Here is a 14,758-nt window from a genome sequence, read left to right as displayed (position 1 = left end):
ATGGACTTCAGTCTCTTCTACTTCGCCGACGACAGCGCCGGCACGCCGACCGGCGACCCCCGCGGACGGTACGAACTGCTGCTGGAGGGAGCCCGGTTCGCCGACCGCAACGGCTTCACGGCCGTATGGACGCCCGAACGCCACTTCCACCCCTTCGGCGGGCTCTACCCCAACCCGGCGGTGACGGGCGCCGCGCTCGCCACCGCGACGCACCACATCGCCATCCGCGCCGGAAGCGTCGTCGCGCCCCTCCACCACCCCGCCCGTATCGCCGAGGAATGGTCCGTGGTGGACAACCTCTCCGGCGGACGCGTGGGCGTCTCCTTCGCCTCCGGCTGGCATCCCGCCGACTTCGCCCTCGGCCACGCCGCGTACGCCGACCGCAAGACGGTGCTGCTGCAGCGCCTCGAAGAGGTACGACGGCTGTGGCGCGGTGAACCGCTCGACGTGACCGACGGCAACGGAGCGCCCACCACCGTCCGCGTCTTTCCCCCGCCCGTTCAGCCGGAGCTGCCGGTCTGGGTGACGAGTGCGGGCGAGGTCGACACCTTCCGCGCCGCGGCCCGGGCCCGCGCCGGGGTGCTGACGCATCTGCTCCACCAGAGCCTCGACGAGCTGGCCGAGAAGATCGCCGAGTACCGCCGGACGGCCCGCCGCACTCACGACGGCTGGGACGGCCATGTCGTCCTGATGCTCCACACCTATCTGGCCGAGACCCGCGCCGAGGCCCGGGACACCGTGCGCGAGCCCCTGCGTGACTACCTCAGAAGCTCCATTCACCTGGTGACCCGTTCGTTCACCGAGGCCGACCCCGACTTGGACCTGGACTCCCTGGACGTCGAGGACATCGACTTCCTCCTCACCCGTTCCTTCGAGACGTACTTCGACCAGCGGGGCCTGTTCGGAACCGTCGACGACGCCCGTCGCACGGTCGACGCCGTGCGCGCCGCGGGAGTCGACGAGATCGCCTGCCTGATCGACTTCGGCGTCGACACCAAGGCCGTGCTCGCCGGACTGCGCCGGATCGGCGACCTCCGCGCGGTTTCCAGTGCCGACCAGCCCGGCGCCGGCACAGCCACCCACCGAGTCCGGAGGTCGAGCGCAGCATGATCCCCCTGTCTTTCTCCCAGGCCCGCTTCTGGTTCCAGGAGGAGCACGGCGGCGACCGTCACGCGTCACCGGCCGCCCCCGTGCTGCTGCGCCTGTCCGGTGAGCTGGACACGGCCGCCCTGGAAGCGGCCCTGCGGGACGTGGTGGCCCGGCACGAGAGCCTGCGCACCGTCTTCCCGGTGACCGACGGAGTACCTCACCAGCGCGTGCTCGGCCCCGACCGGTCGTGCGACCTGGTACTGGGCCGCGCGGATGTCACCCCGGAGGGACTGCCGGACGCGATCGCCGCGGTGTGCGGGGGCCGCTTCGACCTGTCGTACGAGCTGCCGGTCCGCGCGAAGCTGCTGACCGTCGGACCGGTGGAGCATGTGCTGGTGGTGGCGGTCCACCACATCGCCTTCGACGGCTGGTCGGTCGGCCCCTTCGTACGCGACCTGTCGACCGCCTACACGGCACGGCTGCGCGGCACCGCGCCCGTCCATGACGAACTGCCGGTGCAGTACGCCGACTTCACCCTGTGGCAGCGGGAACTGCTGGCCTCGGAGGGCTTCGAGGAGCGGCAACTCGACTCCTGGCGCACCACGCTCCACGTCCTGCCCGACGAACTGCCCCTGCCCTTCGACCGCCCCGGCCGGACAACCGGCACCCACCCCGCCGGACTGATCGAGTTCACCATCGGATCCCCCACCCTGTACGCCCTGTCCGCAGTCGCCCGCCACAACCGGTCCAGTCTGTTCATGGTGCTGCATGCGGTGGTGGCGGGTGTGTTGTCGCGGACGGGTGCGGGAGAGGACGTGGTGGTCGGTAGTCCCGTGGCGGGGCGCTCGGATGCGGGACTTGAGGAGCTGGTCGGGTGTTTCGTGAACACGGTGGTGGTGCGGTCGGATGTGTCGGGGGATCCGTCGTTCGGTGAGTTGCTGGGCCGGGTGCGAGCGGCGGTACTGGGGGCATTGGAGCATCAGGACGTGCCGTTCGACCGGGTGGTGGAGGCGGTCAATCCGGTGCGTTCGGCGGGGCGGCATCCGCTGTTCCAGGTGATGCTGAGCCTGCAGAACAACGCGGTCGCCCAGGGCCAGTTCCCGGGCCTGGACACACACTGGGAGTACCCGGCACCCGCCGACACCACCGACTTCGACCTGCTCTTCGACTTCCGCCAGGTGGGCGAGGAGATCGAGGGACGGCTCCTCTTCGCACGGGACCTCTTCGACGACGAAACGGCGCGAGGACTGGCCCACCGCTTCGTACGGTTCGTGGACCAAGTGGCCGCTGACCCCGAACTCCGCCTGAACGCCGTGGACCTGCTGGGGCACGCCGAGCGCGAGACCGTCCTCGCCCGGGGCACCGGCACCGCGCAGGCACCCCTCGACCGGTCGGTGGTGCACCGCTTCACGGCACAGGTGGCCCGCACACCCGACGCCACGGCACTGGTGTGCGGCACACGGGAGCTGTCGTACCGCGAACTCGACGAGCAAGCCGACCAGTTGGGCCGTCACCTGCTGGCCGCGGGCGTCGGGCCCGAGCAGCTGGTCGCGATCGCGATGGAACGCTCCGCTGACCTCGTCGTCGCACTCCTGGCCGTCCTGAAGACCGGCGCCGCCTACCTCCCCCTCGACCTGCGCAGCCCCGACTCCCGGCTCGGCGCGGTGCTCAAGGAGTCGAAACCCCGCGTCATGGTGGTCGACACCGCGACGCACACTCGCGCGGCCCTGCGCGACACGGCACCGACTCTCCCCGTCATCCAAGCCGACGAACCCCGGCTCGGCGCGGCGGCCGACGACGCGCCCGAGACGCCGTACGCCGCCCCAGTGGCCGGAGCCGACCAGGTCGCGTACGTGATGTACACCTCCGGCTCCACCGGACGCCCCAAGGGCGTTGCCGTGACCCACGGCAACATCCTGGGCTTCGCGGCGGACACCTGCTGGACGACTCAGGACCACTCCCGCGTCCTCGCGCACTCGGCGTACTCCTTCGACGCGTCGACCTACGAACTGTGGGTGCCGCTGCTCAACGGGGGCACGGTCGTCGTCGTACCACCGCGGGACACATCTGCCGCCGCACTGGAGCGCGCGGTAGACACCCACGGTGTGAGCGCGGCCTTCTTCACCACCTCGCTCTTCAACTCCCTCGTCGCGGAGCGAAGTTCTGTCCTCGGCACCCTCAAACACGTCTGGATCGGCGGCGAGCAGGCCTCGGGCCCCGCCGTGGCCGAGGCGCTGCGGCTCTTCCCGCACATCACCGTCACCAACGGCTACGGCCCGACGGAGAACACCACCTTCACGACGTACGAGCACCTCACCACCGCCTCCTTCGGCCAGGGCGAGAAGCCGTCCATCGGCGGTCCGATGGACGGCTCCCGAGTGTTCGTGCTGGACGAGGGGCTGGCGCCGGTTCCGGTGGGTGTGGTGGGGGAGTTGTATGTGTCGGGGGTCGGGGTGGCGCGCGGATATGTGGGTGCGCCGGGTGTGACGGCGGGGCGTTTTGTGGCGTGTCCGTTCGGGGGTGCGGGGGAGCGGATGTACCGCACCGGGGATCTCGTGCGGTGGACGGCGAGCGGAGGGCTGGAGTTCGTCGGGCGGGCGGATCAGCAGGTGAAGGTGCGTGGGTTCCGGGTGGAACTCGGTGAGGTGGAGGGGGTGGTGGCGGGGTGTGACGGTGTCGCGCAGGCGGTCGCCTCGGTGCGGGACGGCCGGTTGCTCGCCTATGTAGTGCCTGAGCCGGAGACCGGGGAGCGGTTGGCGGAACGCGTGCTGGAGCGGGCGGTGGAGCTGCTGCCGGACTACATGGTTCCGTCGGTGGTGATGGTCCTTGAAGACGGTCTGCCGCTGACGCCGAACGGCAAGCTGGACCGCGCCGCCCTCCCCGTACCCCGGGCCGAGTCGGCCGCCACCACCCGTCGCGAACCCGTCAACGAGGTCGAGCAGGCGCTGTGCGAGATGTTCGCCGACATCCTCCGCGTGCCGGACGTCGGGGTCGACGACTCCTTCTTCGCCCTCGGCGGCCAGTCGCTCCTCGCCGTACGCCTCGTCAGCCGAATCCGCGCGACCCTCGGCGCGGAGGTCGACCTGCGTGAGGTGTTCGAGGCGCCCACGCCGGCCGGTCTGGCCGCCCGCTGCGGCGGCCCGGCCGAGACGCGCCCGCCGCTCACCCGGCGTCCCCGCTCCGAGCAGGCTCCCCTATCCCCATCGCAACTGCGCTTCTGGTTCCAGGGTCAGCTCGAAGAGGGCACGGGAGGCACGGACACGCGCGTGATCACCACCGCCCTGCGGCTGTCCGGAGAGCTGGACGTGCCGGCACTGCGGGCGGCCCTGCGGGATGTGGTCCAGCGCCACGAGAGCCTGCGCACGGTCCTTCCCGTGACCGGCGGAGTGGCGCACCAGCAGGTTCTGGAGGCTGGTGACGTAACCGCCATGGAGCTGGAATCCGTGTCTGACGACGAAGTGAGCACCCGTATCGCCGAGTTCGCTGCTACGGGCTTCGACCTGACGCGCGAGGTGCCCCTGCGCGCGAAACTGCTGGCCGTCGGACCCACGGAGCACGTGCTGGTGGTGGCGGTGCACCATATCGCCTTCGACGGCTGGTCGGCCGCTCCCTTCGTAGGGGACCTCGCCTCGGCCTACGCGGCCCGCGCGGCCGACACCGCTCCCGAGTGGGCCGAACTGCCCGTCCAGTACCGCGACTTCACGCTCTGGCAGAGCGAACTTCTGCAAGCGGACGGCCTGGAGAAGCGTCAGCTCGACTTCTGGCGAGAGACGTTGAGGAACCTGCCCGAGGAGCTGGCCCTGCCCCTGGACCGGCCCCGGCCCGCCTTGGCCTCCGGCCGCGCGGGCTCCGTACGCCTGCACATCCCGCCCGAGCGGTGCGCCGCCCTCGAACGGCTCGCCCGTGACCACGGGTCCAGTCTGTTCATGGTGCTGCATGCGGTGGTGGCGGGTGTGTTGTCGCGGACGGGTGCGGGGGAGGACGTGGTGGTCGGTAGTCCCGTGGCGGGGCGTTCGGATGTGGGATTGGAGGAGTTGGTCGGGTGTTTCGTGAACACGGTGGTGGTGCGGTCGGATGTGTCGGGGGATCCGTCGTTCGGTGAGTTGCTGGGGCGGGTGCGGTCGGGTGTGCTGGGGGCGTTGGAGCATCAGGATGTGCCGTTCGAGCGGGTGGTGGAGGCGGTCAATCCGGTGCGTTCGGCGGGGCGGCATCCGCTGTTCCAGGTGATGCTGAGCCTGCAGAACAACGCGGTCGCCCAGGGGCAGTTCCGCGGTCTGGACACGGAGTTGCTGGAAATCGAGGGCGACGACCGGATCGACTTCGACCTGCTCTTCGACGTCCATGAGCGGGCGGGCGGCCTGGAAGGGCGGCTGCTGTTCGCGCGGGACCTCTTCGAGGAGGCGACGGCGCGACGGCTCGCAGGGTGCCTGGAACACCTCGTCACCGAGGTGACCGCGGACCCACGGCGTCCGCTCAGCACGATGGACCTCCTCGGGCCGGCCGAGCGCGCGCCCCTCCTGGCCCGCGGCGCCGGGCGGCAACTGACGGTGGAGCCCGCCTCCGTGACGGACCGGTTCGAAGCCCGAGCCGCGGCCACTCCTGACGCCACGGCCGTCGTTTTCGGCGCCACAAGCCTGTCGTACCGGGAACTCGACCAGCGGGCCAACCAGTTGGCCCGTCACCTGCTGGCCGCGGGTGCGGGGCCCGAGCAGCTGGTCGCGATCGCGATGGAACGCTCCGCTGACCTCGTCGTCGCACTCCTGGCCGTCCTGAAGACGGGCGCCGCCTACCTCCCCCTCGACCCCCGGCACCCACGGGCCCGCACCGAGTCGATCCTCGCCGAGGTCTCACCGGTCACCGTCCTCACCGACGCCACCTGCTCGCCGGGCCTGTCCTCGGCCGACCTGCCGGCCGCCGAACTCGCGCCCGCCGCCCGCGCCGACGAGCGCCTGGCCTACGTCATCCACACCTCGGGCTCCACCGGCCGTCCCAAGGGCGTCGCGGTCAGCCACGGCAATCTCGCCCGGCTGCTGACGGCCATGGAACGCCATCTGCCGCTGGGCCCGGACGACCGACTGCTCGCCCCGACCACCGTCTCCTTCGACATCGCCCAGCTCGAACTGCTGCTCCCGCTGCTGCACGGTGCGGCCGTAGTCCTGGCCGGTCAGGACGACGTACGCGATCCCCGGGCGCTCGCCCACCTGATCCGGGAGCACGGCGTCACGGCCCTGCAGGCCACCCCGTCGCTGTGGACCGGGCTCGTGTCCGAAGTCCCGGAGGCCGTCGTGGGTCTGCGCGTCCTCGTCGGAGGCGAAGCCCTGCCCGCCGCCCTGGCCGGCCGGCTGCACTCGCTCGCCGCCGAGGTCACCAATGTGTACGGCCCCACGGAGACCACCGTCTGGTCGCTCGCGGCCCGCATCGACGACGACAACCACGCACGCCCGCCCATCGGCGGCCCTCTGGACGGATACCGCGCGTTCGTGCTGGACGCCGGTCTTCGGTTGGTGCCGGTGGGTGTGGTGGGGGAGTTGTATGTGTCGGGGGTCGGGGTGGCGCGGGGGTATCTGGGTGCGCCGGGTGTGACGGCGGGGCGTTTTGTGGCGTGTCCGTTCGGGGGTGCGGGGGAGCGGATGTACCGCACCGGGGACCTCGTGCGGTGGGCGGCGGACGGGGAGTTGGAGTTCGTCGGGCGGGCGGATCAGCAGGTGAAGGTGCGTGGGTTCCGGGTGGAACTCGGTGAGGTGGAGGGGGTGGTGGCGGGATGTGACGGTGTCGCGCAGGCGGTCGCCTCGGTGCGCGACGGCCGCCTGTTGGCTCACGTCGTACCGGCCTCGGGATCGACGGAACGGCTGGCGGAGCGTGTGCGGGAGCGGGCGGTGGAGCTGTTGCCGGACTACATGGTTCCGTCGGTGGTGATGGTCCTTGAAGACGGTCTGCCGCTGACGCCGAACGGCAAGCTGGACCGCGCCGCCCTCCCCGCACCCCAGGCCGAGTCGGCCGTCGCCGCCCGCCGCGAACCCACCAACGAGGTCGAACGCGTGCTCCGCGAGCTCTTCGCGCACATCCTGGGCCTGCCCGAGGTCGGGCTGGACGACTCCTTCTTCGACCTCGGCGGGGACAGCATCCTCTCCATCCGACTGGTCGCCGGAGCCCGTAAACGAGGTCTCACCGTCTCCGCCAGGGACATCTTCCGGCACAAGACCGTCGCCGGACTCGCCCCGCACGCCCGCGAACGCACGCCCGGCACCTCCGCACACCCGGCGCCCGAGGCGGCACCGCAGGCGCGTGACCGTGACGGCGCCCACCGGCCCGACACCGGCACGCCCCCGGCCTCCGTACCCCTCACCCCGATCATCCAGTGGCAGCGCGACCGGGGCGGCCCGGTCGACGCCTTCCACCAGTCCGTGCTGGTGCGCGTCCCCGCAGCGCTGGACCTCCCCTTCGTCGCCGGGCTCGTACAGTCCCTGCTCGACCGGCACGACTCACTCCGCATCCGCCTCGGGCGCACACCGGAGTGGACACTCGAAGTTCTGCCCCGCGGGACGGTACGGGGCAGCGAGCACGTCCGGCGCATCGACGTCCGAGACCTCGACGCCGACCAGCGCGAGGCCGCCGTGACCCAGGCCGCCGAAGCGGCCGCGGGGCGTCTGGCACCCAGGGACGGGCACATGCTCGAAGCCGTCTGGTTCGACGCCGGGGACACCCGGACCGGCCACCTCCTCCTCGTCGTCAACCACCTCGTCGTGGACGGAGTCTCCTGGCGCGTCCTGCTGCACGACCTGCGGGCCCTCGCCACCGGCGCCCTCCTCGACGAGCCCACCGGCATCTCCTACGCCCGATGGGGCACCCTGCTCCAGGAGCAGGCCGCCCGGCGGACCGCCGAACTTCCCCTGTGGACCGGCGCCGCCCGAGACACCGACGACATCCTGCGCTCCGCCGCGCTCGACCCGGCCCGGGACGTGATGCGCAGCCGCACCACCGTCACCCGGGTCCTGTCCGCCGGCCCCACGGCCGCCGTGCTCACCAAGGCCCCCGCCGCGCTCGGCACCGGCGTCAACTCGGTGCTGCTCAGCACCCTCGGCCGGGCCCTGCGCACCTGGCGCGCGGCGCACTTCGGCGACGACCCGGCGACGGCGGCCGAAGCCCCCTTCCTGATCGACGTCGAGGGCCACGGCCGTGAGGAGATCGCCGAGGACCTCGACCTGTCGCACACGGTCGGCTGGTTCACCAGCCTCTTCCCCGTGCGACTGGAACCGGACGACACCCCCGGCGCCGTACAGCGCAGACTCGACGCGATGCCCGACAAGGGCCTCGGCTTCGGCATCCTGCGCCACCTCCACCCCGACGCCGCGCCCGCCCTCGCGCGGTTGCCTCGCCGCCAGGTCATCTTCAACTACCTGGGCCGCTTCGAGCGTTCACCCGACGCGGACTGGACGCTGGCCGCCGACGCCCCCGCCCTCGCGGGAGGCGGCGACCCGGAGATGCCACTCACGCACCTGCTGGAGATCTCCGCCGCGGCGCTCGACGGCAGCGCCGGACCCGAACTCCATGTGACCTGGACCTTCCCGCGCCGCCTGCTGACCCGGGAACAAGGGGAAGAGCTCGCCGACACGTGGTTCGCCGCCCTGCGAAACCTGGAGGAGACGGCATGAGCGGGCACTCCGCCACCGGCACCCCGGACGCGCTCCCCCTGGCACCGCTCCAGCGCGGCCTGTACTTCCACACCGCGTACGACGCGGACGGGCAGGACATCTACACCACCCAGCTGACCCTCGAAGTCGACGGAGAACTCGACGCCGTACGACTGCGCGAGGCCTGCCGTGCGCTGCAGCGCCGTCACGACGGACTGCGCGCCGGGTTCCGCGCCGCGCCGTCCGGGGAGCCGGTGCAGTTCATCAGCCCCGATCCGCCCCTGGACTGGCGGCTGTCCGACCTGACCGGACTGCCGCCGGACGCGAAGAGCGACGCGGCCGCGGACGCCGTCCGCGAGGAGCGCGCCCGGCGCTTCGACCTCGCCCGCCCGCCCCTGATCCGCTTTCTGCTGCTCCGCCTCGACGACCGTCGCTGGCGCCTCGCGCTGACCAGCCATCACCTGGTCCTCGACGGCTGGTCCACCTCCCTCGTCGTCGACGAACTGTGGCGGCTGTACGGGCCAGGAGAGGCCGCCTCCGAGCAACTGCCGCCGGCGCCCTCCTACACCTCCTACCTGGACTGGCTCACCGACACCGGGCTCGACGAGGCGCGGGAGGCATGGAGCGTCGCACTGGCGGGCGTCGACGGGCCGACCCTGGTCGCGCCGGAGGCGGCCGGACGGGCCGTAACGGTACCGGAGCGGGTCCTGCGCACCCTGACCCCTGCCACGTCCGCCGCCCTCACCGGTGTCGCCCGCGACTGCGGCGTCACCCTCAACACCGTGGTGCTGGTGGCCTGGGGCCTCGTCCTGCGCCGGCTGACCGGCCGGGACGACGTGCTGTTCGGCATGACCGTCTCCGGCCGGGCGGCGGACGTGGAAGGCGTGGAGAGCCTGGTCGGACTGCTCGTGAACACCCTGCCCGCCAGAGTCGTCGTACGCGCCGGGGAATCGCTGCCGGAGCTGCTGGAACGCGTCCAGGACGATCAGATCGAACTCTTCGAGCACCATCACCTCGGACTCTCCGAGATCCACCGACTCACCGGCCACCAGGCGCTGTTCGACACCACCACGGCCTTCGAGAACTATCCGGCGGGCGGCGGGGAGCATGACGCGGCACTCGACGCCGGCGTGCGCTGCACCGTCGCGGACGGATTCGACGCCACCCACTACCCTCTGTCCGTCGTCTGCACGCCCGGTGACACCCTCGGCGTGCGGCTGGAGTTCCAGCCCGCCCACTTCACCCGCGACCGGGCGGAGCGGATCGCGGACTGGTTCGCGCGACTCCTCACGCTGATCGCGCACGACCCGCACCGTGACGCCGACGACCTCGCCGACGAGGCGTTCCTCCCCGAGGAGGAGCGCCACAGGCTCCTCGTCGAGTGGAACGACACCGCCGCCCCCGCCCCCGCCCCCGCGACCGCACTGCCCGCCCTGATCGAGGCCCAGGCCGACCGGAACCCGCGAGCCCCGGCGATCGTCCACGCGGGACGCACGACGACGTACGCCGAACTCGGCGCCGCGGCCAACCAGTTGGCCCGCCTCCTGCTCGACGCGGGGGCAGGCCCCGAGTCGACCGTCGCGCTGCTCCTGCCGCGCACCCCTGACGCCCTGGTCGCCCTGTTCGCCGTACTCAAGACCGGGGCCGCCTATCTGCCCCTCGACCCTCGCCAGCCCGCCGACCGGCTGGCCCGGGTGCTCGCCGAGGCGCGGCCCCGCCTCGTCGTGACCGCCGACGCCGAACGGTCCCTGCTGCCGCCCGGCGCCCCCCTGATCGTCGTCGACGACCCGGCCACCGCCCGCGACCTCGCGGCACGCGACCAGGCCCGGATCGCGGACCGTGAGCGGGGCGGGCCGATCCTCCCGCACCACGCGGCCTACGTCATCCACACCTCGGGCACCACGGGCACACCCAAGGGCGTGGTCGTCGAACACGCCGGTGTCGTGAACCTGATCGGCGCGTACGAGGCCGAGTTCGGCGTCGACTCGGTCGCCCGGGTCCTCGGGTCGATCTCCTTCGCCTTCGACGCGCACATCGAGGACACCGTCCTGCCGCTCGCGCTCGGCGGCTGCGTGGAACTGGTCGACGACCTGCTGGCGCTCGTCGAACGCGACGGCTGGCGCGGCACCCTCCTGACCACGGTGCCCACCGCCCTGGCGAGCCTCCTGCCCGCCCTGACCGGCGAACTGGCGGTGCGGCGCGTCCACTTGGGCGGCGAACCGCTGTCCGGCGCCCTGCTGCGGGAGATTCACCGCCACATACCCGGCTGCGCGGTGACCAATGTGTACGGCCCCACCGAGACCACCGTCTTCGCCCTGACCTGGCAGGCCGGCGACGGGAGCGCCGAAGGCGAGCCTCCCGTCGGCCGCCCCATCCGCAACACCAGGGCCTACGTGCTGGACGAGCGGCTGAACCCGGTGCCCGTCGGCGTGCCCGGCGAACTCCACCTGGCCGGCGCCGGCGTGGCCCGCGGCTATCTGCGCCGGCCGGGCTGGACCGCGGAGCGCTTCGTGGCCTGCCCGTTCGGCGAGCCGGGTGAGCGCATGTACCGCACCGGCGACCGCGTGCGATACCGGGCGGACGGCGCGATCGAGTTCCTGGGGCGGCTGGACGACCAGGTGAAGATCCGGGGGCACCGGGTGGAGCCCGCCGACGCGGAGGCCGCGCTGCTGCGCCATCCCCTGGTGGCGCGGGCCGTCGTGACGGTGTGCGACGACCGCGCTGGGGGCCGCGGGCTGGTCGCCCACGTCGTCGCCGTACGGCCCGAACTCACCCTGGATCACCGTGACTTGCGGCGCCATGCGCGCGCCCTGCTGCCCGACTATCTCGTGCCGTCCGTGTTCGTGCAGACCGAGCGGATCCCGCTGACGCCGAGCGGCAAGCTCGACCGTGCCGCCCTGCCCGCGCCGCCGCCTCCGCCCCGGGCCACTGCGGTGCCCCTCGACCCTCGCGAGGAGATGCTGAGCTGGCTCTTCGCGGAGACGCTCGGCGTGCCCGCGCCGGACCCCGGGGCGTCCTTCTTCGACCTCGGCGGGGACTCCCTGCTCGCGACCCGGCTCATCGGCAGGGTCCGGGCGATGACGGGAGCGGCGCTGTCCGTCCGCGCGCTGTTCGAGGCACCGTCCGTGACGGCCCTGGCCCGACGGCTCGGCGACGACCATCCGGACGCCGGACTCGGCCCGCTCCTGCCACTACGGCAGGGGGCGGACCGGCGGCCGCTGTTCTGCGTCCACGCGGTGAGCGGCCTCGCCTGGCCGTACGCCCGCCTGCTCCCGCACCTCGACCCCGGCCTACCGGTGTACGGGCTCCAGGCGGCCGACCTCGCGGAGCCGGGGCCGGGGCCTTTCAAGCCGGACGAAGTGGTGCGCCGGCACGTGGAGTCGATGCGCTCCGTCCAGCGGGACGGCCCCTACCGGCTGCTGGGCTGGTCCCTCGGCGGACAGCTCGCCCACGCGATCGCCGCCCGCCTGACCGAGGAAGGCGAACGGGTGGAACTCCTCGCCCTCCTGGACACCTACCTGCCGACGGACGGTTGGGACCCACCCGGCGAGGAAGAGGGCGAAGTCCTGCGGACCCTGGGCTTCTCCTCCACGGGGGAGCCTCCCGCCTCCCTGGCCGTCCTCGGCGACACGGTCGTCACCGGTGTGCGCGCGGCGGCAGCGTCCGCGCTGGAGCTCCTGCGGGTCGGCCGACCGCCCGTTCTCGGGGGCGGCACCGAGGTCATGTTCTTCCGTGCCACGGGAGAAGAGAACGGCGGGGCGAATCCCGCGGCCTGGCAGCCGTACTGCACCGGGTCGGTGACCTCGCACGACATCAGGTGCGGTCACCATGAACTGCTCGATGCCGAGCCTCTCAAGCGCATCGCAGCCCTGCTCGGGCCGAGGCTGTCGCCCTGATGATGCTTCGTCAGGCGGGGACCGGTTCTGCCTCGGGGTACGGGCTGAGCATGGTGTCGAAGTAGCCCTCCGGCGATTCCTCCAGGAAGGTCGACAGGTTCTCCAGGAAGGCGCGCAGCGGGGGCGTCGCGTTGTGCCGGTCCAGGTCTTCCTGGGAGCGCCAGACCTCGTACAGGAAGAAGCGGCCGTCCTCCTGCTCGTGGAGGTGGTACTGCAGGTTGCCGGGCTCTTGCCGGGTGGGTTCCACGAAAGAGGAGAGGATGCGCCGGACCTCGTCCGCGCGCTCCGGCTTGGGGCGCAGGAATCCGTAGAGGGCTATGGGGCGATCTGTGTTCGTCATGGCCTCACGCTAAGATCTCACACCAGTGTGAGGTTCAAGGGGATGTGAGGAGCACCATATGAAGATCGGCGAACTCGCCGCCATTACGGGCACCTCAGTCCGCCTCTTGCGCTACTACGAGGAGCAGGGCCTCCTGGAGTCCCACCGCCTCGACAGCGGCCACCGCCGCTACGGCGACAACGCCCCCGCCATGGTCCGCCGCATCCGAGCGCTGCTGGATGCCGGCCTGCCGAGCCGCGTCATCCGCGACCTGCAGCCGTGCATCCGGGAAGACGGCACGGTCGCCGGATGCAAGCTGGAGACCCTCCAAGAACACCTTGAAGGCCTGGACGACCGGATCTCCGCACTCACGGAAACCCGCACCTCCCTGGCCGGGCTCATCTCCGCCACTCGGGCCCGCGAACAGATCGAGGCGCGTCGTTGAAGCGGCGAGGCCTGGACCACGAGCGGTCAGGCCCTCGCCGTTCTGCACGTTCAGCCGCAAGCCATGGTCAGCGGTTGTCGTTCAGTTCCTGATGCATCTGCGGCTGGTCGTCCTCGCCGTGGGTGAGGGCGTAGCGCTCCACCTGGTTGAAGGCCTTGGACGCGACTCCGAGGATCTCCTTGTACGGGTTCACGCCGACGGTCTTCTTGGCGGTGCCGCCGGCCAGGCCGCCCAGCGCATGGCTGGCGAGGCCGTGTCCGGCGGCCAGAGGCTTGCCGGCGAGGTCGAGGGGGCTTTTCGGGACGCCGGCCATGTCGGCGTACTTGTCGGTGAGCGCGACGCGGGTCAGGGCGATGTAGGCGTCACTGGCCCCGGGGCCGATGAGATCCCGGTAGAACTTGATGGCCTGGGCGGTCATGTAGACGCCGTCGTCGGTCTTTTTCCACTCCTTGTCGCGCTGGGCGTTCCAGATCGCTTCGACCTCGTCGGCGTTCTTGGGCAGGAGCCACTTCTCCGGGGTGCCGAGGTAGTGGTTGATGTAGTGCCACGCGCACATGAAGCCGTGGGCGTCGTCCTTGGCGACGTGCAGGCCCAGGTTCTGCATGCCCTGGAGGATCTGGGCGCTGAAGACGCAGGCGGCGCCGGTGGTGTACTTCTGGGAGACCGGCTCTCCCCACTTGGCGTAGTCCCACTCGCCGCTCTTCTTGTGCAGCTGTCGTACGGAGGCGTGGACCAGGCGCACCTTCGTGACGGTCGCGGCCAGGCTGCGGTCCCGCAGGGCGTTTTCCTTGCCCATGTCGATGAACAGCCGCGAGGACTGCGACAGTCGGCGGCCCGGTCCCTCTACGCCGCCCAGCCGTCCCGTGGAGCGCAGGGTGAAGGCTCCGGTAGGAGAAAGGTAGGTGCCGATGAGGCCGACCGTGCCCTGGAGCATGGACGCTTCCCCGTGGTGGTGAGCGAAGAAGCCCTCCGCCGCCCGGACATCGGCCTCGCTCCAGCCCGGCGGCGGAGCCTGCGCCTCGCGCAGGAACTGGGCGAGCCGCTCGGGCAGCCCGCTCAGGTCCTGGTCCGGCCCCAGTTCGTTGATGGTGCGGAACAGGTGGTTGACCCCGTCGACCTCCCTGTTGTCGATCATTTCGGACACCAGCTGGTCGGCGGGCGGGTCTCCGGCCTTGCTCGCGGCTTCCATCTCGGTCACGACGTTGGCGGCTGTCAGCGGCACAGCACAACTCCCTCTTGCTTGCGGGACTCATCATTCCGTCGCCGGGTTCGGGCAGGCACCACACACTGTCTTGCCGGGCGACGCCGGCAGGGGCGGACGGCGCAAGGCGCGCAGACCAGGCAACGCGAAAGTGATCTTTCCGGCCTCAGGCCGGAC

General features: G+C 71.6%; 6 protein-coding genes. 4 read left to right on the top strand and 2 right to left on the bottom strand.

Annotated features, from left to right (window positions below):
- The 3 genes from ACFYW5_RS33685 to ACFYW5_RS33675 are packed head-to-tail and all read left to right on the top strand — an operon-like array spanning position 1 to position 12,616.
- Positions 1-1,110, top strand: a complete 1,110-nt coding sequence (locus ACFYW5_RS33685; RefSeq protein ID WP_389420938.1) for a MupA/Atu3671 family FMN-dependent luciferase-like monooxygenase — start codon at positions 1-3, stop codon at positions 1,108-1,110.
- A complete protein-coding gene (locus ACFYW5_RS33680) occupies positions 1,107-8,741 on the top strand; it encodes an amino acid adenylation domain-containing protein (protein ID WP_389420937.1) in 7,635 nt (2,544 codons plus the stop codon). The genes ACFYW5_RS33685 and ACFYW5_RS33680 overlap by 4 nt, the downstream gene beginning before the upstream one ends.
- Complete coding sequence (locus ACFYW5_RS33675; RefSeq protein ID WP_389420936.1) at positions 8,738-12,616, top strand: amino acid adenylation domain-containing protein; 3,879 nt, start codon at positions 8,738-8,740, stop codon at positions 12,614-12,616. The genes ACFYW5_RS33680 and ACFYW5_RS33675 overlap by 4 nt, the downstream gene beginning before the upstream one ends.
- Before the next feature lie 10 nt (positions 12,617-12,626).
- Here ACFYW5_RS33675 and ACFYW5_RS33670 read toward each other — a convergent pair whose 3' ends face one another.
- Positions 12,627-12,956 carry a putative quinol monooxygenase gene (locus tag ACFYW5_RS33670; RefSeq protein WP_389420935.1) on the bottom strand — a complete coding sequence of 110 codons (330 nt, stop codon included), beginning with the start codon at positions 12,954-12,956 and terminating at the stop codon, positions 12,627-12,629.
- A gap of 58 nt (positions 12,957-13,014) precedes the next feature.
- Between ACFYW5_RS33670 and ACFYW5_RS33665 the strand changes: the two genes are divergently transcribed.
- Positions 13,015-13,380 carry a MerR family transcriptional regulator gene (locus ACFYW5_RS33665; RefSeq protein WP_389420934.1) on the top strand — a complete coding sequence of 122 codons (366 nt, stop codon included), beginning with the start codon at positions 13,015-13,017 and terminating at the stop codon, positions 13,378-13,380.
- Positions 13,381-13,447: 67 nt separating this feature from the next.
- On the opposite strand, the gene ACFYW5_RS33660 is transcribed toward ACFYW5_RS33665, so the two are convergent.
- Entirely contained in the window at positions 13,448-14,602 is a 1,155-nt protein-coding gene (locus ACFYW5_RS33660) for an oxygenase MpaB family protein (protein WP_389420933.1), read from the bottom strand.
- Positions 14,603-14,758: the final 156 nt, after the last annotated feature.

It is taken from the genome of Streptomyces sp. NPDC002779 (genome assembly GCF_042888685.1).
GTDB lineage: Bacteria > Actinomycetota > Actinomycetes > Streptomycetales > Streptomycetaceae > Streptomyces.
The sequence above is the reverse complement of the archived record's forward strand: the minus strand, read 5'-3'. Positions and strand labels throughout refer to the sequence as shown.